Genomic DNA, 22,057 nt, shown 5'->3' with positions numbered 1-22,057 from the left:
GCCGCGTCGTCCGCATCCGGATGGCCGCCCTTGGCGGGCGCTCCCGACCCCTCAGTGCGACCGCAGCGCGAGCCGGGCGAGTTGACCGGCCTGCGAGCCGTAGGAGCCACCGAACAACACAGCGTGGACAAGTACGGGATGGAGCTGGTGGAGGGGCAGCCGGTCTCGCCAGCCATCGGCGAGTGGCGTGGCCTCGTGGTAGCTAGCCACGACTCGGTCGAGGTGGGGTAGGCCGAACAGCATCAACATGGCGAGGTCGGTCTCCCGGTGACCGCCGTGCACCGCGGGGTCGACCAACCAGGTACGCCCGTCGGCTCCCCACAACACGTTGCCCGCCCAGAGGTCACCATGGACCAGAGACGGTGCCTCGGCCGGGCCGGTGAGATCCGGCAGCACGTCCATCACCCGGGTCACGTCCGCGGCGTCGCGCTTGGTTATCGCCCCACGATCCCGAGCCGACCTCAGGTATGGCTCGATGCGACCGTTGGCCCACATCCGGGGCCAGTCTGGCCACGGACCCCCGGGCAGGGGGAGGGTCCCGATCCACCCGGGACCGCGCAGCGAGCCGAAACCATCGTGGCCGGCCTGGTGAGTTGCGGCGAGTGTCCGGCCTAACCGTTCCGCGGCCGATGCTGAGGGTGGCCCCTGGGTGACCCACTCGAGCGCAAGGTGGGCCGAGTCGGCGGCCAGCACCTCCGGCACGGGTACTCCACCGGCGGCGGAGTGGAGTTGGCGGAGGCCATAGGCCTCGGTTGCGAAGAAACCGTCCGGTGCGTCGACGAGGGTTTTGACGAATACGGTGCGGCTGTCCTCCAGCCGTGCCCGGTACGCCCGGCAGATGTCTCCACCGCCGATAGGCGTGAGTTCGGTGACGGCTGTTCCGAGGAGTTCGCCCAGCTGGTCGGTGTTGGCCGGATCTGAACTCGCAGGCTGTGCCTGTGGTGGGTCGACGGTCATGCTGGCCGTGGCCGACGAGACTCGGGAGGTGTCGTGGCCGAGGTGAGGTCAGTACGCAGGTGGGTGATGAGGCCTGCGACGGACTCCTCGACGAGACTCAAGACGAGCGCGAATCCGGAGTCGCCGCCGTAGTAGGGATCGGGCACATCGAGATCGCCCGTGGCGTCGGGAGCGTAGCTGCGGAACAACCTGAGCTTGGATCGGGCAGGTTCGTCGGGCGCGAGCCGCTCGAGGTCGGCGAGGTTGGAATTGTCGAGGGCAAGGACGAGATCGAACTCGTCGAACCATGACGGGCGGAACTGTCGAGCCCTATGTCGGGAGCCGTCGTAACCGTTGGCGTGCAGCGTCCGTACCGCGCGCGGATCAGCTGGTTCGCCCGCGTGCCAGCCGCCGGTACCAGCCGACTCCACGACCACTTGGTCGTCGAGCCCGTTCTCGGCCAGCCGAGCCGCAAGTACGGCCTCGGCGATCGGTGACCGGCAGATATTGCCCGCACAGACGATGCAGATCTTGACCGGTAGGGAGCTCGGCACGGTGCGGCGGATCAGTCCTGCTGGCGCGCTAGCTCGCCCACGGCCAGCGCGAGCTCGGTGGCGAGGTCGAACGAGCGCTCGTCGTGCGGGTGGCTGCGCATCCACAGGCACACCGTCTGTACGACCGCTCCGGCCCACGAGGGGTCACGGCGCAGGGCGAACCGGACGGTCACCGGACGTGGTGACTGTGATGTCATGTCCCACCACTGGCCATCGGTGAACGCCAGCAGCGGGCGGCCGTGGGCGTCGTCGTACACCACCTCATATTGCTGGTGGATCGAAGCATGTGCCGCACTGCTGGGCCGCGACGTGTTGGCGCGGGGTGGAAGGGCTTGCCGTGGAAATTCGGAGATCAAGTGCTCGTCCGGGGGTCGCTCGGTTAAGAGGGACGCGACAGGGGCGTGACCAGTCGTCATGTTGTTGTCCACCATGCTCATAAGGGATGAGAACTTGGCACCACGGCCCCCGTAGCAGCCTGTTGACCACCCTCGTCGTGCGAACGCGGACACTAAGATACGGCACAGTACCGGGGTAGCGAAAGACCCCGCGTCAGCCGTTTGGACGTTATTTCGGGAGCAAAAGGTTGAGCATCCAGCTCACGAAGGAGACGACGAGGGCGCCCAAAACGGCCGACCAGAAGAAATCGGTGACCTCGAACGGCACGTTGAGCTGCTCGGCGATCCAGCCGGTCAGCCAGAGCATCAGGGCGTTCACGATGAACGTGAACAGTCCTAAGGTCACCAGGAACAGCGGCAGTGTGAGTATCTGCACCACCGGTTTGATGAAGGTGTTGATCAGCGCGAAGATCAGGCCGATCACCAGCAGGGTGAGGACCTTGTCGGTGGTGGAATCTGCCGAGGTGACGTTGACGCCGCCGACCATGGCTGTCGCCACCCACAACGCAAGCCCGTTGACGACGATGCGGATCAGAAAGGAGGTCACGGACGCTGAGCGTATATCGTGCGTCACCATGACGCCATCGAATGACACGCAGAACCGCGTCGACGAGGTGATGCACCCACGAGTGCGGCTGCGGGCGGCGCTGGACGGCTTGCCGTCGTATCGCCCCGGCCGAGCCGCTGGGGGCGCCGGGGGACCCGTACCGGTCAAGTTGTCGTCCAATGAGAACCCGTTCCCGCCTCTACCCGGGGTTGAGGAAGCCATCGTCGAGGCGGCCCGATCGGTCAACCGTTACCCCGACATGTTCGCCACGACCCTCGTGGAGGCGCTGGCACGCCGGTTTGACGTACCGGCCGAACACATCGCCACGGGCACCGGCAGCGTCGGAGTTCTCCAGCAGATCGTGCAGGCCTGTGCCGCGGAGGGCGACGAGGTGTTGTACGCGTGGCGATCGTTCGAGGCTTATCCGATCGTGGTGGGAGTTTCGGGGGCGACGTCGGTGCGCGTCCCGCTGGACGCCGATGCCCGGCATGACGTGCGGGCTATGGCTGCCGCAGTGACCGACCGGACGAAGCTGGTGTTGGTCTGTAGTCCCAACAACCCGACCGGTCCCGTGGTCACTCGGGACGAGTTGGAGTGGCTCATGGGACAGGTACCCAAGAACGTGCTGGTGGTGCTGGACGAGGCATATCGCGAGTTCGTGCGTGATCCCGAGGCAGCCGACGGTATCGACGCCTACCGCGGACACCACAACCTCTGCGTGTTGCGTACCTTCTCGAAGGCCTACGGCCTGGCGGGTATGCGGGTGGGCTTCTCGGTCGCGCATGACGAGGTGGCTGACGCGCTTCGGAAGACGGCGGTGCCCTTCGGGGTGTCGAGCCTTGCGCAGGCGGCGGCGGTGGCGTCGCTCCAACGTGAGGCCGACCTGCTGGAGCGGGTGCATGACCTGGTTGGTGAACGTGACCGAGTGGCCGCGGCCCTACGAGAGCAGGGCTGGCCGGTGCCGCGCACCGAGGCGAACTTCGTATGGCTAGAACTGGGTGAGGAAACAGACAGATTTGCCCAGAAATGTGCCGAAGCGGGGATAATTGTCCGCCCATTCGGTGATGAAGGATGCCGCGTGACTGTCGGCGAGCCGGAAGCCAACGATGTTGTCATCCGGGTGTGTGCCGAGTGGTTAACTCGCGGCGCGTGAAGGTCAATAACTCGGAGTGAGCACCAGGTAACTGTCAGTTATAAAACGGACACTGACGGAACTCGTCGGGTGATGCTCGACAGGTGCATGGGCGCACAATTAAAGCACGGACGACATACCTGCGTTCGGGGGGCGAGACGCAGCTAGTCGTCCGTGCGCGTTCAATGTTACTCCTAGCAGCACATCACAGGCCAGTCGGGCGCGATGGTGCCTGCGGAAGCTGGGGCAGCAACGATGGCGGCAGTTGCCGTCAGGGTCAATGCAGCAAGAGTGACGGCGAGTACGCGCTTGATACGGGCCACCGCGATCTACCTCCTGGATCACTGGGCTGGTCACTAGGACTAGCAAAAAATGACTACCTGTAGTGCAATAGTGTCATGACAGAGCAGCCACAAGCAACAGTTGACGAGGCGCCAACCCCGACGCCCGTCGGGCAGCGAATCCGATCGCGACGGATTGAGCTTGGTCTTTCGCAGGCGGACATCGCTGAGGGGATGTTGTCGCCCAGTTATGTCTCGCTGGTGGAGAGTGGTCGCCGTCAACCGGCTGCCGCGGCTTTGGCGCATATCGCTGAGCGGTTGCGGATAGACGTGGAGTATCTGCGTGACGGTGTCGACGCCTCGGTGCGCACACGGGCCCGGCTGGCGCTGGGGCGTGCGGAGAAAGCGCTGTACGACGGTCAGGCCGACGGCGCTTACGACGAGTTCACCACGTTGATCGGCGATCCCGGTCTGAATGACGAGCAGAGCCGCCGGGCTCGGCTCGGCCAAGCGCAGGCGCTGGAGCGCAAGGGAGACATCGAGGGCGCCATCGACCTCTTGGGCCAGCTGGCCGACGAAGCCCGGCAGACACCAGAAGTTCAGCCGTGGCTGGATGTCGCTCTCGTGATGTCCCGTTGCTACCAGAGCGCCGGTGACCTCGACATGGCCATCCAGATCGGCGAAGAGGCCATGCGCTCGGCCGGCGAGATGGGCCTGGAACACACCGACGAGTACGTGCGGCTGGGTTGCACGGTGCTCAGCGCGTATCACGGCCGGGGCGACATCGTCCGTTCGCGGACGTTGGCCGCGGAACTCGTCCGGGCCGCCGACGAGATGGGCGCTCCGCACACCCGCGGGGCGGCGTACTGGAACGCATCGGTGATCGCCGAGGCCCGCGGCGACCTCGCTCAGGCGCTGAGTCTCGTAGATCGCGCCCTGGCGCTGTTCGGCGAGGGCGATGATCGTCGTAACCTGGCGCGGTTGCGCATGGCGTACGCGTGGTTGTTGCTCCAGGGCGACGAGCCGCGCGCCACGGAAGCGTTGGATCTGCTGGAGAGCGTGCGAGGTGAAATCTCCGCCCACGGTGGGACGGACGACGTTCGCCACTTCGACAGCACCCGGGCCGACGCTCTGCTCACGCTCGGACGGTTGAACGAGGCTCACGAGGCTGCCCAAGCGGCCTTGCGTGACATGGACGACCAGCCACGCATGGAGGCTGCACGAGCACGGCTTGTGCTGGCTCGAGTCCTCCGTGCCGAGGGCGACGTAGACCAGAGTGCTCGTGAGGGTTCGTTGGCCGCGTCCATGCTCGAGGCGATGGGTGCGTCGCGTCGCGCCGCGGCCGCGTGGCGTGAGCTAGGTGACCTCTATCGCGATCTGGGGCGTACCGACGAGGCACTCGAGGCATTCGACCGAGCGTTGCAGTCCATGCGGATCATGCACTCGGTTGGTGCCGGTGTAGTGCTCGACGCGCCGGCTGACGACCGTGAGCTGGCATTGAGCTGACTCCGTGATCGCAGAGCGCGAGGAGGTTTCCACTTTTCGCGCTTACTCCGTGTGACTCAGGGTGGGCAGGGTTTCCCTCTGCCCACCCTGAGTGTGTTCGGTGTCGGCGCGCTCGTGTGCCGGGCGGTCAGCCTTGCTGGGTCCGGGCCGGCAGGCGTCGGCGGGAACGGCGGGATGTTGTGGAGTTGGCTACGGCCGCCCGAGGTGGTCGCCGTTCGGCGCTGACGACCAGCGCAACCCCGCCGACCAGCAGCGCGCCACCGAGGATGACGATGCCGGTGACCGGCTCGGACAAGATGGCCCAGCCCAGGAGGACGGCGACCACCGGGTTTACGTAGGCGTACGTGCCCACGAGCGACAACGGTGCGTGTGCGAGTGCGTACACATAGGCGGTGAACCCAAGGAGGGAGCCGAACACGATCAGGTAAACGAGGGCGATCCAACCGGAGGGGTCCACTGTCGCGACGTCCAGCCGCGCGGCCTCGCCAGATATGACCGAGATGGTGATCATGGCGAAGCCGGCGATGATCATCTCGTAGGTGGACGCGACGAATCCGTTGCGGGGTAGGCCGAGCCGCGGCGAGATGAACGAGCCGAACGACCACGAGATGGTGGCGAGGAAGAGGAGGAGCACTCCCCACGTCTCGATGCCGTCGATGCCGCCCCGAGACAGGCTGATCATCGTGAGCCCGCCCAGCCCGACGCTGATGCCGAGCCAGGTCAGTGTGCGCGGACGCTCGCCCGCCAGCACTCGCAGAAGCACGAACCACAGCGGTATGGCGCCGATGATCAGCGCGGTCAGCCCGCTGGGCACCGTCTGCTCGGCGATCGCCACGACACCGTTGCCGAACATCAGCAGCAGCGCACCCATGATAGCGGCGCCGCGCAACTCCCGAGTCGAGATTCTCAGGACCGGCGGGCGGCCGTCGGCCAGGTGGCGCTGTCCGTGTAGCAGCAGGGCCACGAAGAGCAGGGTGCCGGCCACCGCGAACCTGATGCCCATACCGAGGATCGGCGGAATGTCCGCCTCGACGACAACACGGATCGCCAAGTAGGTCGAGCCCCAGATGACGTAGACGGTGATCAGCGCCATCCAGATCAGTCCGGGCCGCGCCGTTGTCGTTGTCATGACCGTCTCCGTAGTTTGAGCATGTACATCCGTCATTCTTCCGGAGTTGGCCGGCCCGGTGATAGCGGTGAACGGACGTTGACCTGCGAGATCCCGCCAATTTACGGGCCCCCCCCCCCCGGGATCGTGGCCGGCTTCGTGTCGCCCGGGCGACACGAAGCCGGCAACGATCACCGGGAGTGGGTGGGGAGGCCGGGCGCCGAGTTCATGGGCGTGGGCGGCAGGTAGGGGCGGCAGGTAGGGGTGGCTTGGGCGGCCGGACCGACGGGTACTCTAAGGAAGGGCGGGAAGCAGGGCGATCGCGGAAGGCGAAGAAGTGCGACGTACAAAGTTCGGCCACCCGAACTCTAGTGTTCGGCTTTCTGTACTTGTGAGTTCGGTTCTGCTGCTCGCTGCGTGCGGCGGTGGGGCAGCGGCGACCGGCGACGATGGACGTCCGGTGGTCATGACGTCGTTTACGGTGCTGGCCGATATCGCCCGCAACGTCGGTGGTGAGGCCGTCGTGGTCGAATCCATCACAAAGCCTGGTGTGGAAATCCACGGATACGAGCCCACACCGAGCGACATCCGTCGCGTCGCCGACGCCGATCTGATCCTCGAGAACGGATTCGGTCTGGAGCTGTGGTTCGACGACTTCATGGCTCGAGTCGACGCGCCTCGTGTCGTCGTCACCGACGGTATCGAGACCATCCCGATCGAGTCCGGTCACTATGCCGGAGACGCTAACCCGCACGCCTGGATGTCACCGCTCAACGTGATCACCTATGCGGAGAACATCGCCGACGCGTTCGCCGAACTCGACCCTGACCGAGCTGACCAGTTCGCGGCCAACGCTGCGGCGTATGCGGATGAGTTGCGCGACGTTCATGCTGGACTCGTCGACGCGTTGGTGGATCTGCCAGAGCATCAGCGGGCCTTGGTGACCTGCGAAGGTGCGTTCTCCTACCTCGCCCGGGATGCCGGGCTGGGTGAGGCCTACCTCTGGCCGGTGAACAGCGACGCCGACCCCACTCCGAAGCAGGTGGTCGACGTGATCGACTTCGTGCGGGACAACCAGGTGCCGGCCGTGTTCTGCGAGACGACGGTCAGCGACGACCTGCAACGACGGGTAGCCCGCGAGGCGGATGCGCATTATGCCGGCGCCTTGTACGTCGACTCGCTGTCCGAGCCGGACGGGCCGGTCCCAACGTACCTCGACCTCATCCAGTACGACGTCGACACCATCATCGACGGCTTGACGGGCGCCGATGAGCGGATGGGCCGATCCTGATGGGATCGTCCGTGGTGGGGGAGCCGGTGGTCGAAGTCGTGGATGTCACCGTTCGGTACGGAGACGTGGTCGCGCTGCGCCGGATGTCGCTCTCCGTCGGAGCTGGCCGGGTGTGCGGGATCATCGGCATGAACGGCTCCGGAAAGTCCACGCTGTTCAGAACCATCACCGGGCTGGTCCGCCCGGATGGGGGAACCGTCCGCCTGTTCGGCGCGGATCCGGCGCGGAGTCGTCGGTTCGGAGAGGTCGCTTATGTGCCGCAGGCTGAGAACGTCGACTGGGCCTTCCCGTTACGGGTGCGAGACGTCGTCATGATGGGACGTTATGGGCGGATGGGCCGGCTACGTCGAGCCCGGCCGGCGGACCGCGAAGCAGTGGCCGCAGCCCTGGACCAGGTCGAGCTGACCGAACTCGGCGGGCGGCAGATCGGTGAGCTCTCCGGTGGTCAACGCAAACGTGTGTTCGTGGCCCGAGGGATCGCCCAGGATGCTCGGCTGCTCCTGTTGGACGAGCCGTTCTCCGGTGTCGATCGGGCCTCGGAGGCAACGATCTCCGCGCTGCTCCGCCGCCGGGCCGAGGCCGGTGCCACCGTGTTGATCGCCACCCATGACCTACCCGCCTTACCCAGCCTCGCCGACGAAGCCGTGCTGCTCCACCAGCGCGTCCTCATTCACGACACACCAACCGAGGTTTTACGGCCAGAGCACCTGGCGCTCGCGTTCTCGGCGTCGTCTGCTGTCCCGGACGAGAGCACGGCTCGCGGATGATCGAGTTTCTCGCCGAGCCATGGCAACTGGAGGTGATGCGCTGGGCATTTCTCGTCACGTCCGTCGCCGGTGTGGCGTGTGCTCTGCTGTCGTGCTGGCTGGTGCTCATCGGGTGGTCGCTGATGGGCGACGCGGTCTCACACGCCGTGGTGCCCGGCGTCGTGCTGGCGTATGTTGTGGGAGCCCCGTTCGCCGTGGGTGCCTTCCTGTTCGGCTGCCTCGCGGTATGGCTGATCGGCACCGTCAGGGCGACGTCGCGGGTGAAGGGCGACGCGGCGATCGGCGTCGTCTTCACGACACTGTTCGCCCTTGGCCTGGTGCTGGTGTCGGTCACCCCGAGCGAGGTGGACCTCCATCACATCCTGTTCGGCAACGTGCTGGGCTTGTCCGATGCGGACATCATCCAGGTGGTGGTCCTCGGGACGATCACGGTGGCTGTACTGCTGTTGCGCCACCGCGATCTGACCCTGTACGCCTTCGATGCCGACCACGCCTATGCCATCGGCATCAGCCCGCGTCGGATCCAGATTCTGCTGCTCGGGGTGCTGGCGTTGACCGTCGTGGTCGCACTGCAAGCGGTTGGCGTGATTCTCGTCGTCGCGATGGTCATTACCCCCGGGGCCACAGCGTATTTGCTCACCGACCGGATGGAGCGGATGCTCGTCATCGCTCCGGCATTGGCTGTGACGAGTGCGTTCGTCGGCCTCTACACCGCTTACTACGCCGACGTATCGCCGGGTGGGGCGGTGGTCCTCACCCAAGGTGTGCTGTTCTTCGTGGTGTACCTGTTCGGTCCCCGGCGAGGTGTGGTGGTGGCCCCGTTGCGGCGGCGCATCCGTACTGCCCGCGCCGGCCGCACCGCGCAGCCCACCCGCGACTGACCGGGATAGGGGAGTAAGGGGTAGGTGCGCCGCACCGCCCACTATTCATCCGCCGTATCAGTTCAGGTGCGGCGATCTTTACCCGGACAGAACGGACAACGCCGATGCTCGGTGCCGTCAGCTCGACCAAGAGACGACGGAGAGGCGGGCATATCGTGACCAACGATCCTCAGCGTCAGGAGACGGAAGGCAACACCGGGATATCCCGGCGGGCGCTGCTGCGCAGCGGTGGCGGTGGTGTAGCCGCGGCAGCGATCATCGGCCTAGGAGGTGCGCCGGCGCTGGCCACCCCGGGCGGCGAGGCGGCGCGGAGCCGGCGGGGTTCGGCGGACGGGTTGCTCGACACCGACCCGCACGCCCACACGATGCGCACGGACGCCTCGGCCGACCGCCGGCCGCAGACCCCGCAGGTGCGGATCTTGCCGATCGACCGGGCGAAGTTCCTGGCCGGAGCCCGATTCGACCTGCGAGTTGAAGCCACCGGGGTGGACCCGAAGACGGCACGGCTCGACATCTCGGTCCAGGGACCGAATGGCCCGGCGCCCATCCTCGTCGGTGACCCCGTACGCACAAGCACCCGTGACGACAGTCTGGAGGTCACTTACGAAGGTGTCTTCTACGATGCGCCGGGGCAATACAAGGTGTGGGCCAATGTGCGCTCACGCGGCCGGACCACCCGATCCGAGGTCGGGCACGACGTTGTCGTGGCGAAGGTCGGCGATCGCCGAGCCAAGAATGTCATCTTCTTCCTCGGCGACGGGATGGGCACCCCGGCGATCACCGCCGCGCGGATCCTGTCCAAGGGCATCACCGAAGGCAAATACCACGGCCTGCTCGAGATGGACCGGATGGAATATCGCGGCATGGTCGGCACGTCGGGCGTGGACTCCATCGCCACGGACTCGGCGAACTCGATGTCGGCTTATATGACCGGCCACAAGTCTTCCGTCAACGCTATGGGTGTGTATGAATCGAACGAACCCGACCCCGACAAACACCCGCGGGTCGAGAACATCGCCGAACTGCTGACCCGCACCCGGGGGATGTCCGTGGGGGTCGTCGCCACCTCGGACGTCCAGGACGCCACTCCGGCCGCGGTGTTCGCGCACACCCGTCGGCGCGCCGAGTACGCGGCGATCATGGACCAGTTCCTGGCGCAGGAGCTGGATGTGTGGATGGGCGGCGGAGCGTCGTTCTTCTGGCCTCAGTCGGTGAACGGATCGAACCGCAACGACGACCGCAACGTCGTCGACGAGTTCGAGCAGGCTGGATACACCCACGTCGGCAGCCGTGCTGACCTCGAGGCGGCGCTCAACGGACCGGCTCCGGACAAATTGCTGGGCCTGTTCCATCCGCGAAACATGAACGTTTACGTCGACCGCCAGTTGATCAAGAAGCCTGAGGTGCTCGGCGACTGGGACGATCAGCCCACGCTGATGGAGATGACTGAGGCCGCGCTCAAGGTGGTGGAGCGCAACAACAACGGGTTCTTCCTGATGGTCGAGGCCGCATCCATCGACAAGATGGAGCACCCACTGGACGGACCGCGAGCCACCTACGACACGATCGAGTTCGACCAGGCGATCGCGGTAGCGAAGAAGTGGGCCGAAGGCCGCGACGACACGTTGATCGTCGTCACTGCCGACCACAATCACTCGATGAGCATCGTCGGCACCCACGATCGGCGCGGCGCCGAAGGCCGGGCGGCCAACGGGGTCTACGGCGACGCGGGGTTCCCCACATACGTCGACGAGGACGGCGACGGCTTCCCGGACGACCCCAACCCTGAGGTGGGTCTGTTCTTCGGCTGGTCGAACCACCCGGATCACACCGACGACTTCCAGCACAACGCGGTGTTTCAGCAGCCGGCGTTGATCGACCCCAGCACCGGCGAGGCAGTGGACAACCCGGAGCGGGATCCCGGCGCCGAACTTCAGATTGGCAACCTACCGCTGGGCTCGACCAACTGCGTCCATACGGTCGAAGACGTCTCGATCTTCGCTTCTGGCCCGGGGGCGGCGCGGTTCAACGCGTTCCTGGACAACACCGAGGTGTTCCACGCGATCGCGGATGCCCTCGGCCTCGACCCGCTAAACGAGTCTCACTGAGCGCAGGCGGCTCAGCAGCACGGTGGCGACGACGGCCACCACGATGCCGTTGACCGGCGGGATCCCCCAACTCCACTGGTCCGAGGCCTTGGCGACCAACGCTGCCAGGGCATAGGCCGCGACGTTCCCCCAACGTACGGACGGGAAGGGGAACGTCGACGGATCCGGGATCCCGCCGCGCCACCGTGCCCACCAGTCGCCGATGATGACCCCGCCGATCGGTGGGATCACGATGCCCAGCCAGACGAGATAGGTGACCAGGTTGTCGTAGATCCCGGTGACGGCCAGCAGGGTCCCGACGATCACACCACCAATAACGAACGGCTTCTTCGACCGCGTGTTGGCGATCTCGGCACCGGCGACGCCGAAGTTGTAGGCCGTGTTGTCGTTGGTGGTCCACAGGTTGCCGACCAGGAAGACCAGACCCCAGGCGACCAGGCCGAGGTCGAACAGGACCAGCACGAAGTCCGGCTGGCCGAAGGCGATCGCACCGATCGCACCAAAAAACAGCATGAGGAACTGGCCAACGAAGAATGCGATGAGGCCGGCGCCGAGCCCTTGCCGCGGTGTGCGGGCGAATCGGGTCCAGTTGGGCGCCTGAGTGCCTCCGGAGGCGAACGTACCGACGATGATGGTCACGGCCACGGCGATGCTCATGGTCGCGGTGGGACGTTGGTCGAGCATCCCCGACATACCGCCAACCTCGTCGAACGACCGGTAGGTGACCCACCCGGCCAGAACCAGGAGCAACGGCACCGACACGATGGACAGGCCGTACATACCTCGGTAGCCGAAGTACGCCGTGACCCCCATGGCGGCACCACCGGCGACCATCAGCAGCCGTTGGGCGCCGTCGCCTTCCCAACCAGCGGCCTGGGCGACGAGATGGGCCAGGGTGGCGACGGTGACTCCGTACCAGCCGACCTGGGTTCCGCCCAGCAGCAGCGAACTGAGTTTGGACCCTTTCGCGCCGAACGCGTACCGGCACATCATCACCGTGGTCAAACCCGTGCGGGCACCGATGCCGCCGATGATGGCGACGTAGCTGCCGAGGACCACGCTGCCAAGGAGCAGGACACCGATGAGTGGCCAGAACTCGAACGCGGCTCCCACCTGGGCCCCCGCGAGCATGGTCGGGGTGAAGAAGGTGAAGCCGAGCAGCACTACCGAGAGGGAGAACAGAGACTGACGGGCATGTCGGGGGACCGGGTCGATCGGATAGTCGGGGTCGACGTCACCGCTGCCGGTGCTCGCCGTCATCGCCGATGTCCTCCATCCACAGCTCCGGGTTGGCAGCGATGAAATGCTCCATCAGTTCGACACATTGGGGATCGTCGAGCAGCACGATGTCGGTCCCATGCTCAGCAAGCCACGTGTGTCCGCCGACGAACGTCCGGGCCTCGCCGATGACCACCCTGGAGATCCCGAACTGGCGGACGAGGCCGCTACAGTACCAGCACGGCGACAGCGTCGTGACCATAGTGGTGTCCCGGTAGGTGCGGCGGCGGCCAGCGGCCCGGAAAGCGGCCGTCTCGGCGTGCAGCGACGGGTCTGCGTCTTGGACCCGCCGGTTGTGGCCACGGCCGAGAACCTCCCCGTCGGGACCTATCAGCGCCGCACCGATCGGGATACCACCTTCGCCAACACTGATTCGTGCTTCGTCGACAGCCACGGTCAGCCAAGCCCGCATCCGCCGGGGATCGGATGGAGAGCCCTGCACCGGGTGCACCTCCGTTGGGTTGTGACGTGAAGGGGCCTGCCCTCCGGCCGACAGCGGATCTGGGGGGCGGACAGCCAGTGTGAGGGGTGGGTCCGATCCAACGTGGGCCGAAGAGCAGGCCCTTACAGCCTGATCGTTTGCCGGTGTTCAGGCAACGGACAGAACGTCAACATTCGTCTAGCTGATTTGCTACGCCGGGTCATTGACCTTGCTCGTAGTACACGGCAGTGTCAAGGCATGTCGATGACGGTACGCGAGATACTCGACCTGGCGGTGGTTCAGGCTGCGGCTCCGGTGCTGACCACCGGTGCCGGTGAGTTGAATCGGCGCGTCTTGTGGGCGCACTCGAGTGAAATCTTCGAGATCGGGCCACTGCTCGCCGGCGGCGAGTTGCTCTTGACCACCGGGTTGGGGCTGTCGGGCACCGACGCCGGCGCCCGCCGGTTCTGGATCCGGGACCTAGCCGAGCGTGGTGTCGCCGCCGTGGCGATCGAGATCGGCCGCTCACTGCCGATGCTGCCCGACGAACTCGTCGACGAGGCCGGCCGACGAGGGATTCCACTGATCCGGCTGGACGACGTCGTGCCGTTCGAGCGTATCTGTCGCGCCGTGAATACCGTGATCCTGGATCGTGAAGGCACCGAGTTGCGTACCGTCGACCAACTCAGTGAAGCTCTGTTCGCCGTCTTGACCCGCGGCGGGCTGAACGGCGTCGCGCGGGTGGCGGCGGAACGGCTGGGAGGTCCTGTACTGGTTGCTACCGCGGCCGGCCAGGTGGTAGCCGCCGGTGGTGTCCCGGCGAAGCCCGCGCTGAGCCGGTTGGTCAGTGACGCCCCGACCCGGGCGCCGATCCTCGTCGACGGTCGTCAATGGGGGGACGTGGTCGCCGAGTGTGCCCCTGGATGGAGTCCTGGCGCCGCCGCGCTCGCCGCTCGCCGGGTGGCCGCCGCGGCGGGAGTCGCCGTCGCGCAACTGCGCGACTCTCCAGGCGAGGCTGGCGGTGCTGCCGCCCTCTTGGAGGACCTGCTGACCGGCAAGGTCGCCAGCGAGCACGAGTTCGCCATCCGCGCCGGACTAGCCGGTGTACATCCACCCGCTGGCGCCGAGCTGATCGGCATCGTCGCGTCCACCGCGGACCCCAGGGCGACGATCGCGATGATGCGTGCGGCCGGCGCGGCCACTGGGGGGACTTTGGTGGCCCGCGTGCGCGATCACGTGTTGAGTATCGTCGTGGCCGACGGACACACAGCGGACCCCTCGGGTGCGGTAGCGCAGCGGCTACGGCAACAGAGTGGGTGCAGTGTCGACGGGCTCGCCGGCCTCCGATGTGTGGTGGGTCCCCCGGTGCCGCCGGCCGAGGTGGGGCGGTCGCTGCGCGAGGCGCACGATGTGGCCGACACCGGTGGCCCGGCCATCCGGGTGTGGCGGGAGAACATCCCGGACCGGCTTCTGGGGATGCTCGACGAGAACACCCGCCGCCAGCTCGTGGATGACCTCCTGGGGCCGCTGCGACGCTGGGACGCGGCACACGGCAGCGAACTGGTCCGCACGGTGGATGTGTACGTACGGCACGGATGCAGCCCGACCCGGGCGGCGGAGCAGTTGCATGTTCGGCGGCAGTCGCTGCATCAGCGCCTGCGGCGGGCCGAGGAGCTCTTGGGGCATCGCGTCGACGATCCCTCGGTGATCGCCTCGATGCTGCTCGCTACCCGCGCCGTCGGCCTAGACCGTCCCCATGATCATGAACACTTTGCCGGGTGATAGCACGGCAAAGTGTTCATGATCATGGGGACGGGCGGACAACCCATAGGGCTGCCGCGGCCACGTCGGTCAGCTCCAGCTCGTCGACGGTGTCGCCAGCACCGACCCGGAGTGTCGACGATCCCGCGAAGGTGCGCCTGCGCAGCACCTCCACCCGTTGGTCGAGCTTGATGTCGTGAGCGGTGAAGTAGCGGAGGAGTTCCGGCTCGTCGTCGGAGATCCGGGCAACGTATCCCACGTCCCCCGGTGCGAGGGCAGACAAGCGGACGGCGTTGGGCCGCCGAACGGTGCCGTCGGGGCCCGGGATCGGGTCGCCGTGTGGATCGCGGAAGGGGTGTCCTAGCCGCTCCGACATCCGTTCCAGAAGGCGGTCGGAGATGACGTGTTCGAGCTGTTCGGCTTCGTCGTGGACCTCGTCCCAGCCGTACCCGAGCTCGGCGACGAGGTACGTCTCGACGAGGCGGTGCCGGCGTAAGGTCTGAAGCGCCAGGGCCCGCCCGGCTGCGGTGAGATCGACCGGGCCGTACCGCTGATGGGTGACCAACCCTTGGTCATGCAGCCGGCGCACCATCTCGGAGATGGCCGGAGCGCCGACGCCAAGACGTGCTTTGAGGTAGGACGTCGTGACGGGGACGTCGTCCCATTCCTGCGCGGCGTAGATAACCTTCACGCAGTCTTCAGCTGCCACTGACACCTTGCTCGGGCGATGCTCGTCGGCCACACCGACAGAGTAGTGCCCGCCAGCTGTCGGTGTGGTGTCCGCCGACATCGGTTGGTCAGGTGACTCGGACCCGGGCGAGTTGGTGCGACTGAGCGACCAGGGCACCGTCGGCGTCGTAGACCTCGGCCTCCTCGTCGAACCAGCCGTCACGGACCAGACGACCCCGGAGGTGGACGGTGAGCCAGCCCGGGGCCGGGAGACTACGGGTGGTGACGGTCAGCTCGACGGTGGGAGCCCACCCCAGTCGGCCGAGGCCGAACACCGTGGGCGGCAACGAGTCGACTGCCAACGCGAGTACGACGGGGTCGGGTTGAGTGCCGTCCACGAGCCGGACATGGCCGCGCATGGAGAGCTGACCGGCCGGCCGGCCGGAGAACCACCCGAGTGTTTGTGGATCGAGCCGCAGGTCGACGTGTTCCAGCAGGCCGACGTGGGAGCCGTCGGGTAGGTCGACGACCGCGGGGATGCACTCGTCGACGGGGGCGACGGGCTCTGGTGCGGGACCGGCCCACTCGACGGCGGCGTCACGATCAAGTGTGCCGGTGGTGATCAGCGCCTCGACCCGAGGAATCTCGTCTTGAACCAGGGTGGCGCGCAGCGTGGCGGTGGTGCGGCCGGCGCGTAGGAGATCGACGTTGATCCGGGCTTCCCCGCCGGCTGGCGGGGCGACGTAATGCGCGCTGGTGCTGACGGGATGGGGGTGGGGTGACTCCGCGGCCACCGCCTTCAAGATCAAGGCGAGCAGGTATCCACCGTTGGGGACGTCGCCGACGGACCAGGTGTCGTCGATCTTGACGTCGTACGATCCCGGCCGCACCAGTTTGACGGCTGTCGCTTCGTTGAAGTCGGCCACGGAAGTCGACCCTATGCCAACGATCAGTTGCTGCCTAGTGGCGAGCGGTGGATCTCCGGCGCGATACACCAGTGCCGAGCGGCGGACGTCTGTGCGTGACGTGCGGCGCCGAGACGGATATGTGGCGCGGCGGACCCGGTCACGGCCCCTCGTTGATGGAACGGCCTCTAGGTCCTGATTGTCGCCTTTCTTCAAGTCGGGGGCACTTGCGACAGGTCTGTGACTGTTCGGTAATATCCGCCCCGGCGGGGGAGTGATCTTGATTTTGCGTACCTGTCCGCCGACGCGGCTGGCAGGGGATGACAACAAGGGAGAAAGATGCCATCGCCAGTCCGCAGAGCCGCCCTCATAGCTGGGGGCCTGGCGCTGTCTCTGGTCGGCGCGGGTGTATCCGCCGCCGCGCTGACCACAGCTGAAGCTGAGAAACGAGCAAAACTCGACGGGAACGACATTAGTGGTCTCCGCGTCAACATCGACGGCGCCGGCCAGCCTCGCACCATGTTGATCGGGTTGACCACGCCGGATGGTGCGGCGCTGAAGACGTACTGCGTCGAGATCAACGTGGCGATCGACCGAGACCATCCAGAGATGGAAGAGGTTCCCTGGGACCAATATCCCGACCCGGAATCGCCGTTCCATGAGAACCGTGACTACGTTAACTGGATCCTGCACCATTCGTACCCGGCGGTTTCGCTCGACGACATCGAGGACGCCGTCGGCTACAACTTCCGCGACGGCCTGAGCGAGCAGGAGGCGATCACCGCGACCCAGGCCGCCATCTGGCACTTCAGCGACGGCGTCGACCTGGCCCGCCGCGACGTCACCCCAGGCAATCCTCAATCCGGCCCGGACGTGCGAGCCCTGTACAACTATTTGACCGGGGAGAACAACGAAGGCCTGACCGAACAGCCGGCGCCGGAACTGGCGCTTACTCCGGCTGAGTTGTCCGGTGAGCCCGGCTCGCTGATCGGCCCCTTCGAGGTGTCGACGACGGCGGAGTCGGCTCGGCTCAGCGCTGTGCTGCCCGACGGTGTCGGCCTGGTCGACGACGAAGCCGCGCCGGTGGGCGACGACGTGACCGACGGCGCCCAGCTCTTCGTCGACGTGCCGGACGGGACCGACGATGGCTCGGGCAGCGTGCACCTCGAGGCCTCGGCCACGCTCAGCCTGGGGCGGCTGTTCGTCGGGTCGGACTACGACAACAACGAGACGCAGTCATTGATCTTGGCGGCGTCGGAGAACACCGACCTCCAGGTCTCGGGTGAGGTGTCGTGGACAACACCGACGGAGACGCCGGAGCCCACGGAGACCCCGGAGCCGACCGAGACACCGACGGAGACACCGGAGCCCACGGAGACCCCGGAGCCGACCGACACGCCGACGGAGACGCCGGAGCCCACGGAGACCCCGGAGCCGACCGAGACACCGACGGGGACGCCGGAGCCGACCACACCTCCTGAGGACGAGGACGAAGATGAGGACGAGGAAGACGAGGACGAGCAGCTTCCCGACACCGGTCTGGCCTCGGGTGCCCTGCTGACCGCCGGCCTGGTGGCCTTGGCTGGTGGGCTCGGTCTTGCCGGATTCGCTGCTGCGGGCCGCAACGGTCGCAGCTGACAACAGAAACAGCGAACCCTCCAATGATCATGAACACTTTGCCGTGCTATAGCACGGCAAAGTGTTCATGATCATGGACGCGGTGAGTCAGGCCCAGGCGAGGGCGTTCCCCGGATCCTCCAGCAGAGCCGCGACGTCCGCGATGAACCGCGAGCCTTGCTCGCCGTCGACCAAGCGGTGGTCGAACGACAGCCCCAATGTGGTGACCTGGCGCGCCTTGATCTTGCCCTTGTGCACCCAGGGCTGTTCGCGGATGGCGCCCAAGGCCAGGATGGCCGCCTCGCCGGGGTTGATGATGGGGGTTCCGGTATCGACGCCGAAGACACCCACGTTGGTGATGGAGAACGTACCGCCGAGCATGTCCGCCGGGGGTGTCTTGCCGTCCCGGGCGGTCGCGGCCAACTCGTTGATGGCGCCGGCCAGCTCACGCAGCGGCAGCGTGTGAGCGTCCTTGATGTTGGGGACGACCAGTCCACGCGGAGTGGCCGCTGCGATGCCGAGGTTCACGTAGCGCTGTGTGATGATCTCGCCGGCGTCGTCGTCCCACCGAGAGTTGACCGCGGGAGTGCGCGGCATCGCCAGGCAGACCGCCCGGGCGACGAGCGCCAGCGGCGACAGCTTGACGTCGCGGAACTCCCGTGACGTGCGGAGCCGGTCGGTTAGGCGCATGGTGCGCGTGACATCGACGGTGATGAACTCGGTTACGTGCGGCGCGGTAAAAGCCGACCGCACCATAGCTTCGGCGGTCTTGCGCCGCACCGACCGGATCGGGGTGCGCTCCTCGCGCGGTTGGGCCTTCCAGCCCCCCTCTCCCACTGCTCCGGCCGCCGCTGGTTGCGCGGCGGGAGTGCTGGCGGCGGCATGGACGTCGTCGCGCGTCACGGTGCCGTTCGGCCCGGTGGGGGTGACCGTGGAAAGGTCGACACCGAGATCTTTCGCCAGTTTGCGCACTGGCGGTTTGGCCCGGACGAGTGTCTGAGTCGGAGCCTCGCGGTCTGGTCCGCTGCTCTCCGGGGTGGTGGTCGGGGTGGTCGCCGGGCTGCCTGTCGCGCCGGTCGGCTTGCGGACGCGGCGTTTGGCGGCCGACGTGCGCGGCCCGTAGCCGACGAGGACCGGCTGCCGTTCGTCGCCGGAGGATGAGGTGGCCGTGGGCTCGGGCGACGCGTCGGGAACCGGGACGAGGTCTTCGCCCGGGCTCGAGGTATCCGCGGGAGCGGGATCGTCGGCGGTGCGTACCGCGATGATGGGGGTGCCGACCGGCACGGTGGCACCCTCGTCGACCAAGAGCCCTTCGACCACGCCGGTATACGGACACGGCAACTCGACGAGCGACTTGGCGGTCTCGATCTCGACGATGATGTCGTTGACCTTGACGGCGTCGCCCGGCTTGACCTTCCAGGACACGATCTCGGCTTCGGTCAGCCCTTCACCGACGTCTGGGAGGTTGAACTGCGAAACGCTCACTCTGTGTTCCTTTCGGGGCGGGAAGCACCAGGGTCAGTGGGCCAAGGTCCGGTCGACGCCATCGAGCACGCGGTCGAGGTCGGGGAGGTAGTCGTCCTCCACCCGGGACGCCGGGTAGGGGGTGTCGTAGCCGGTGACCCGCATCACCGGTGCCTCGAGCTCGTAGAAGCACTCTTCGGTGACGCGGGCGGCCACCTCCGCGCCAACCCCGAGGGTCCGCTGGGCCTCGTGGACGACGACGAGCCGCCCAGTGCGCCGTACCGACTCGATCACCGGCCCGAGGTCGAGCGGGGCGAGGGTGCGTAGGTCGATGACCTCGAGTGAGCGGCCCTCGTCGGCCGCGGCGGTGGCGGCTTCCAGGCAGGTCTTGACCATCGGACCATAGGCGGCGACGGTGGCGTCCGTGCCTTCCCGCACCACTCGGGCGGCGTGCAGCGGGAGTGTGGGCGAGCCGTCGGTGTCGACCTCCGCCTTCTCGTAATAGCGGCGCTTGGGCTCGAAGAACATCACTGGATCGTCGGACTCGATGGCCTGTTGAATCATCCAGTAGGCATCAACCGGGTCGGCGCAGGTCACAACCTTCAGGCCGGGGGTGTGGACGAAGTAGCCTTCCGGGCTTTCGCTGTGATGCTCGACGGCGCCGATGCCGCCACCGTAGGGAATACGGATGACGATGGGCAGCCGCAGCCGTCCGGCGGACCGGTAGTGCATCTTGGCGACCTGGCTGACGATTTGGTCGTAGCCGGGGAACACGAAACCGTCGAACTGGATCTCGCAGACCGGCCGGTAGCCACGTAGTGCCAGGCCGACAGCGGTACCGATGATGCCCGACTCGGCCAGCGGGGTGTCGATGACGCGGTCCTCGCCGAAATCTTTCTGGAGGCCGTCGGTGACTCGGAACACGCCGCCGAGTTTGCCGACGTCTTCACCCATGATGAGCACTTTGGGGTCGCCGTCCATGGCGCGGCGTAACCCGGCGTTGATGGCCTTGACGATGTTGAAGGTGGTCATCGGCGCGCCTCCTCGTTGGCGAAGGAGTCGAGGTAGGCCGTCATTTCGTCGCGCTGGGCGAGGAGCGGGGCCGGTGGGTCGACGTACACGTGGTCGAAGATGGACTCGGGGCCTGGATCGGGTAGCTCGCGGCACGCCGTGCGGAGGTGCTCGGCCAACTGTTCCGCCTCGGCTTCGACCTCGTCGAAGAACTCCTGGTCGGCGAGTTCGCCGCGCACGATATAAGCCTTGACCCGCTCGATGGGGTCCTTGAGCCGCCAGTGCTCCAGCTCGGAGCCGAGCCGGTAGCGGGTGGGGTCGTCGGTGGTGGTGTGCGCCCCCATGCGGTACGTGAACGCTTCGATGAGGGTGGGGCCTTCGCCGTCTCGGGCGCGTTGCAGAGCCTCGCGGGTGACCGCCAGGCACGCGAGGACGTCGTTGCCATCGACCCGTAGGCCGGGGAAGCCGAAGCCGTGTGCCCTTCGGTACAGCGGCACCCGGGTCTGCCGCTCCAGCGGCTCGGAGATGGCCCACTGGTTGTTCTGGCAGAAGAAGACCACCGGGGTGTTGTTGACGCTCGCCCAGATGAAGGCCTCGTTGACGTCGCCCTGGCTGGTGGCGCCGTCACCGAAGTACGCGATCACCGCGGTGTCGCGGTTGGGGTCGCCGGTGCCCACTGCGCCGTCACGCTGCACCCCCATCGCGTATCCGGTGGCGTGCAGGGTCTGTGCACCGATGACGATGGTGTAAAGGTGGAAGTTGGTGCTTCGGGGGTCCCAACCGCCTTGGTCGACGCCCCGGAACAGACCGAGCAGCCGGGCTGGATCGACCCCCCGGCACCAGGCGACGCCGTGCTCCCGGTAGGTGGGGAAAACGTGGTCGTGTGGGCGCAGTGCGCGGCCGGAACCGACCTGTGCGGCCTCCTGGCCCAGGAGGCTGGCCCAAAGCCCGAGTTCGCCCTGGCGCTGTAGTGCCACGGCTTCGCTGTCGATACGCCGGGCGAGGACGAGGTCGCGATAGAGGCCGCGGATCTCGGGAGGGCCGATGTCGTCGATCAGCGCGTCGTAGTGGTCGTCGGGAACGCGCTCCCCCTCGGGGGTCAGCAGCTGCACGAGCTCCGGTTCGCTCGCGGCTGCGCCGCCGGCCGGCTCAACCGTCGAATCGACAGTCATGTCTCTCCTTCACGTCGTGGGCTCTGCGGGGTCGCCGCGTACGCCTGGCCGTGTCCTGGCCGCCGGTGCGGTCGAGTGGGGTGCCTCGGGGGTCGACCGGCGGTGTGTGTCGTGACGTGTGCCACGACGGTGCTACTGACACGGTACCCATGTCCGAACCGGTGTGAATACTTCCCACCCTTTCGCCTTCCCGTCCCTCGCCGGGTGACCCCTGATCGGCAGTCTCGAAGTTCCCCCCTCCAGCCTGCCCATC

General features: G+C 66.8%; 20 protein-coding genes. 8 read left to right on the top strand and 12 right to left on the bottom strand.

Annotated elements, in window-relative coordinates:
- Positions 1-51: 51 nt before the first annotated feature.
- The 4 genes from G8760_RS01245 to G8760_RS01230 form a co-directional block, all read right to left on the bottom strand.
- On the bottom strand, positions 52-957 hold the full coding sequence (locus G8760_RS01245; RefSeq protein ID WP_166345472.1) for a fructosamine kinase family protein: 906 nt from the start codon (positions 955-957) through the stop codon (positions 52-54).
- On the bottom strand, positions 954-1,490 hold the full coding sequence (locus G8760_RS01240; RefSeq protein ID WP_166345469.1) for a low molecular weight protein-tyrosine-phosphatase: 537 nt from the start codon (positions 1,488-1,490) through the stop codon (positions 954-956). The genes G8760_RS01245 and G8760_RS01240 overlap by 4 nt, the downstream gene beginning before the upstream one ends.
- 11 nt (positions 1,491-1,501) lie before the next feature.
- Positions 1,502-1,906 carry a hypothetical protein gene (locus G8760_RS01235; protein ID WP_166345466.1) on the bottom strand — a complete coding sequence of 135 codons (405 nt, stop codon included), beginning with the start codon at positions 1,904-1,906 and terminating at the stop codon, positions 1,502-1,504.
- Between the two features lie 148 nt (positions 1,907-2,054).
- Entirely contained in the window at positions 2,055-2,432 is a 378-nt protein-coding gene (locus tag G8760_RS01230) for a phage holin family protein (protein ID WP_166347787.1), read from the bottom strand.
- Positions 2,433-2,460: 28 nt separating this feature from the next.
- On the opposite strand from G8760_RS01230, the gene hisC reads away from it, so the two are divergent.
- A complete protein-coding gene (hisC, locus tag G8760_RS01225) occupies positions 2,461-3,585 on the top strand; it encodes a histidinol-phosphate transaminase (protein WP_246222391.1) in 1,125 nt (374 codons plus the stop codon).
- A 377-nt stretch (positions 3,586-3,962) separates the two neighbouring features.
- The gene (locus G8760_RS01220) at positions 3,963-5,351 is read left to right on the top strand and encodes a tetratricopeptide repeat protein (RefSeq protein ID WP_166345463.1); all 1,389 of its coding nucleotides are present in this window, start codon (positions 3,963-3,965) and stop codon (positions 5,349-5,351) included.
- 127 nt (positions 5,352-5,478) lie between these two features.
- Here the strand turns inward: G8760_RS01220 and G8760_RS01215 are convergent, their stop codons facing one another.
- The gene (locus G8760_RS01215; protein WP_166345460.1) at positions 5,479-6,480 is read right to left on the bottom strand and encodes an EamA family transporter; all 1,002 of its coding nucleotides are present in this window, start codon (positions 6,478-6,480) and stop codon (positions 5,479-5,481) included.
- Positions 6,481-6,850: 370 nt separating this feature from the next.
- Between G8760_RS01215 and G8760_RS01210 the strand changes: the two genes are divergently transcribed.
- The 4 genes from G8760_RS01210 to G8760_RS01195 all read left to right on the top strand — a co-directional run bounded on the left by G8760_RS01210 (position 6,851) and on the right by G8760_RS01195 (position 11,506).
- Positions 6,851-7,750: a metal ABC transporter substrate-binding protein gene (locus G8760_RS01210; protein WP_246222390.1), complete on the top strand. Its 900-nt coding sequence runs from the start codon at positions 6,851-6,853 to the stop codon at positions 7,748-7,750.
- The gene (locus G8760_RS01205; protein ID WP_207781899.1) at positions 7,750-8,517 is read left to right on the top strand and encodes a metal ABC transporter ATP-binding protein; all 768 of its coding nucleotides are present in this window, start codon (positions 7,750-7,752) and stop codon (positions 8,515-8,517) included. The genes G8760_RS01210 and G8760_RS01205 overlap by 1 nt, the downstream gene beginning before the upstream one ends.
- Complete coding sequence (locus G8760_RS01200; protein WP_166345457.1) at positions 8,514-9,398, top strand: metal ABC transporter permease; 885 nt, start codon at positions 8,514-8,516, stop codon at positions 9,396-9,398. Before G8760_RS01205 ends, G8760_RS01200 begins: the two co-directional genes overlap by 4 nt.
- A 155-nt stretch (positions 9,399-9,553) precedes the next feature.
- The gene (locus G8760_RS01195) at positions 9,554-11,506 is read left to right on the top strand and encodes an alkaline phosphatase (protein WP_166345454.1); all 1,953 of its coding nucleotides are present in this window, start codon (positions 9,554-9,556) and stop codon (positions 11,504-11,506) included.
- Here G8760_RS01195 and codB read toward each other — a convergent pair.
- Together codB and G8760_RS01185 are read right to left on the bottom strand one after the other, a co-directional pair.
- Positions 11,489-12,766 carry a cytosine permease gene (codB, locus tag G8760_RS01190; protein ID WP_166345451.1) on the bottom strand — a complete coding sequence of 426 codons (1,278 nt, stop codon included), beginning with the start codon at positions 12,764-12,766 and terminating at the stop codon, positions 11,489-11,491. The two genes, G8760_RS01195 and codB, sit on opposite strands and share 18 nt — an antisense overlap.
- Positions 12,741-13,196 (bottom strand): deaminase, encoded by a 456-nt coding sequence (locus tag G8760_RS01185; RefSeq protein ID WP_166347773.1) that lies wholly within the window; start codon positions 13,194-13,196, stop codon positions 12,741-12,743. Before G8760_RS01185 ends, codB begins: the two co-directional genes overlap by 26 nt.
- A gap of 267 nt (positions 13,197-13,463) precedes the next feature.
- Here G8760_RS01185 and G8760_RS01180 point away from each other — a divergent pair, with 267 nt between their 5' ends.
- Entirely contained in the window at positions 13,464-14,987 is a 1,524-nt protein-coding gene (locus G8760_RS01180; RefSeq protein WP_166345448.1) for a PucR family transcriptional regulator, read from the top strand.
- 22 nt (positions 14,988-15,009) lie between these two features.
- Here G8760_RS01180 and G8760_RS01175 read toward each other — a convergent pair whose 3' ends face one another.
- Both G8760_RS01175 and G8760_RS29705 read right to left on the bottom strand, forming a co-directional pair.
- Positions 15,010-15,708 carry a metal-dependent transcriptional regulator gene (locus G8760_RS01175; RefSeq protein ID WP_246222388.1) on the bottom strand — a complete coding sequence of 233 codons (699 nt, stop codon included), beginning with the start codon at positions 15,706-15,708 and terminating at the stop codon, positions 15,010-15,012.
- A 55-nt stretch (positions 15,709-15,763) separates the two neighbouring features.
- The gene (locus tag G8760_RS29705) at positions 15,764-16,561 is read right to left on the bottom strand and encodes a thioesterase family protein (RefSeq protein ID WP_207781898.1); all 798 of its coding nucleotides are present in this window, start codon (positions 16,559-16,561) and stop codon (positions 15,764-15,766) included.
- A gap of 318 nt (positions 16,562-16,879) precedes the next feature.
- On the opposite strand from G8760_RS29705, the gene G8760_RS01165 reads away from it, so the two are divergent.
- Positions 16,880-18,178, top strand: coding sequence for a thioester domain-containing protein (locus G8760_RS01165; protein WP_207781897.1), 1,299 nt, complete (start codon positions 16,880-16,882; stop codon positions 18,176-18,178).
- A gap of 87 nt (positions 18,179-18,265) precedes the next feature.
- Here the strand turns inward: G8760_RS01165 and G8760_RS01160 are convergent, their stop codons facing one another.
- The 3 genes from G8760_RS01160 to pdhA are packed head-to-tail and all read right to left on the bottom strand — an operon-like array spanning position 18,266 to position 21,804.
- Entirely contained in the window at positions 18,266-19,642 is a 1,377-nt protein-coding gene (locus G8760_RS01160) for a dihydrolipoamide acetyltransferase family protein (protein WP_166345438.1), read from the bottom strand.
- Positions 19,643-19,675: 33 nt separating this feature from the next.
- Positions 19,676-20,653 (bottom strand): alpha-ketoacid dehydrogenase subunit beta, encoded by a 978-nt coding sequence (locus G8760_RS01155; protein ID WP_166345436.1) that lies wholly within the window; start codon positions 20,651-20,653, stop codon positions 19,676-19,678.
- On the bottom strand, positions 20,650-21,804 hold the full coding sequence (pdhA, locus tag G8760_RS01150; RefSeq protein WP_166345434.1) for a pyruvate dehydrogenase (acetyl-transferring) E1 component subunit alpha: 1,155 nt from the start codon (positions 21,802-21,804) through the stop codon (positions 20,650-20,652). The genes G8760_RS01155 and pdhA overlap by 4 nt, the downstream gene beginning before the upstream one ends.
- Between the last annotated feature and the right edge of the window lie 253 nt (positions 21,805-22,057).

The organism is Phytoactinopolyspora limicola (genome assembly GCF_011320225.1).
Classification (GTDB): domain Bacteria; phylum Actinomycetota; class Actinomycetes; order Jiangellales; family Jiangellaceae; genus Phytoactinopolyspora; species Phytoactinopolyspora limicola.
This window is presented reverse-complemented; position numbering and strand designations above follow the sequence as displayed.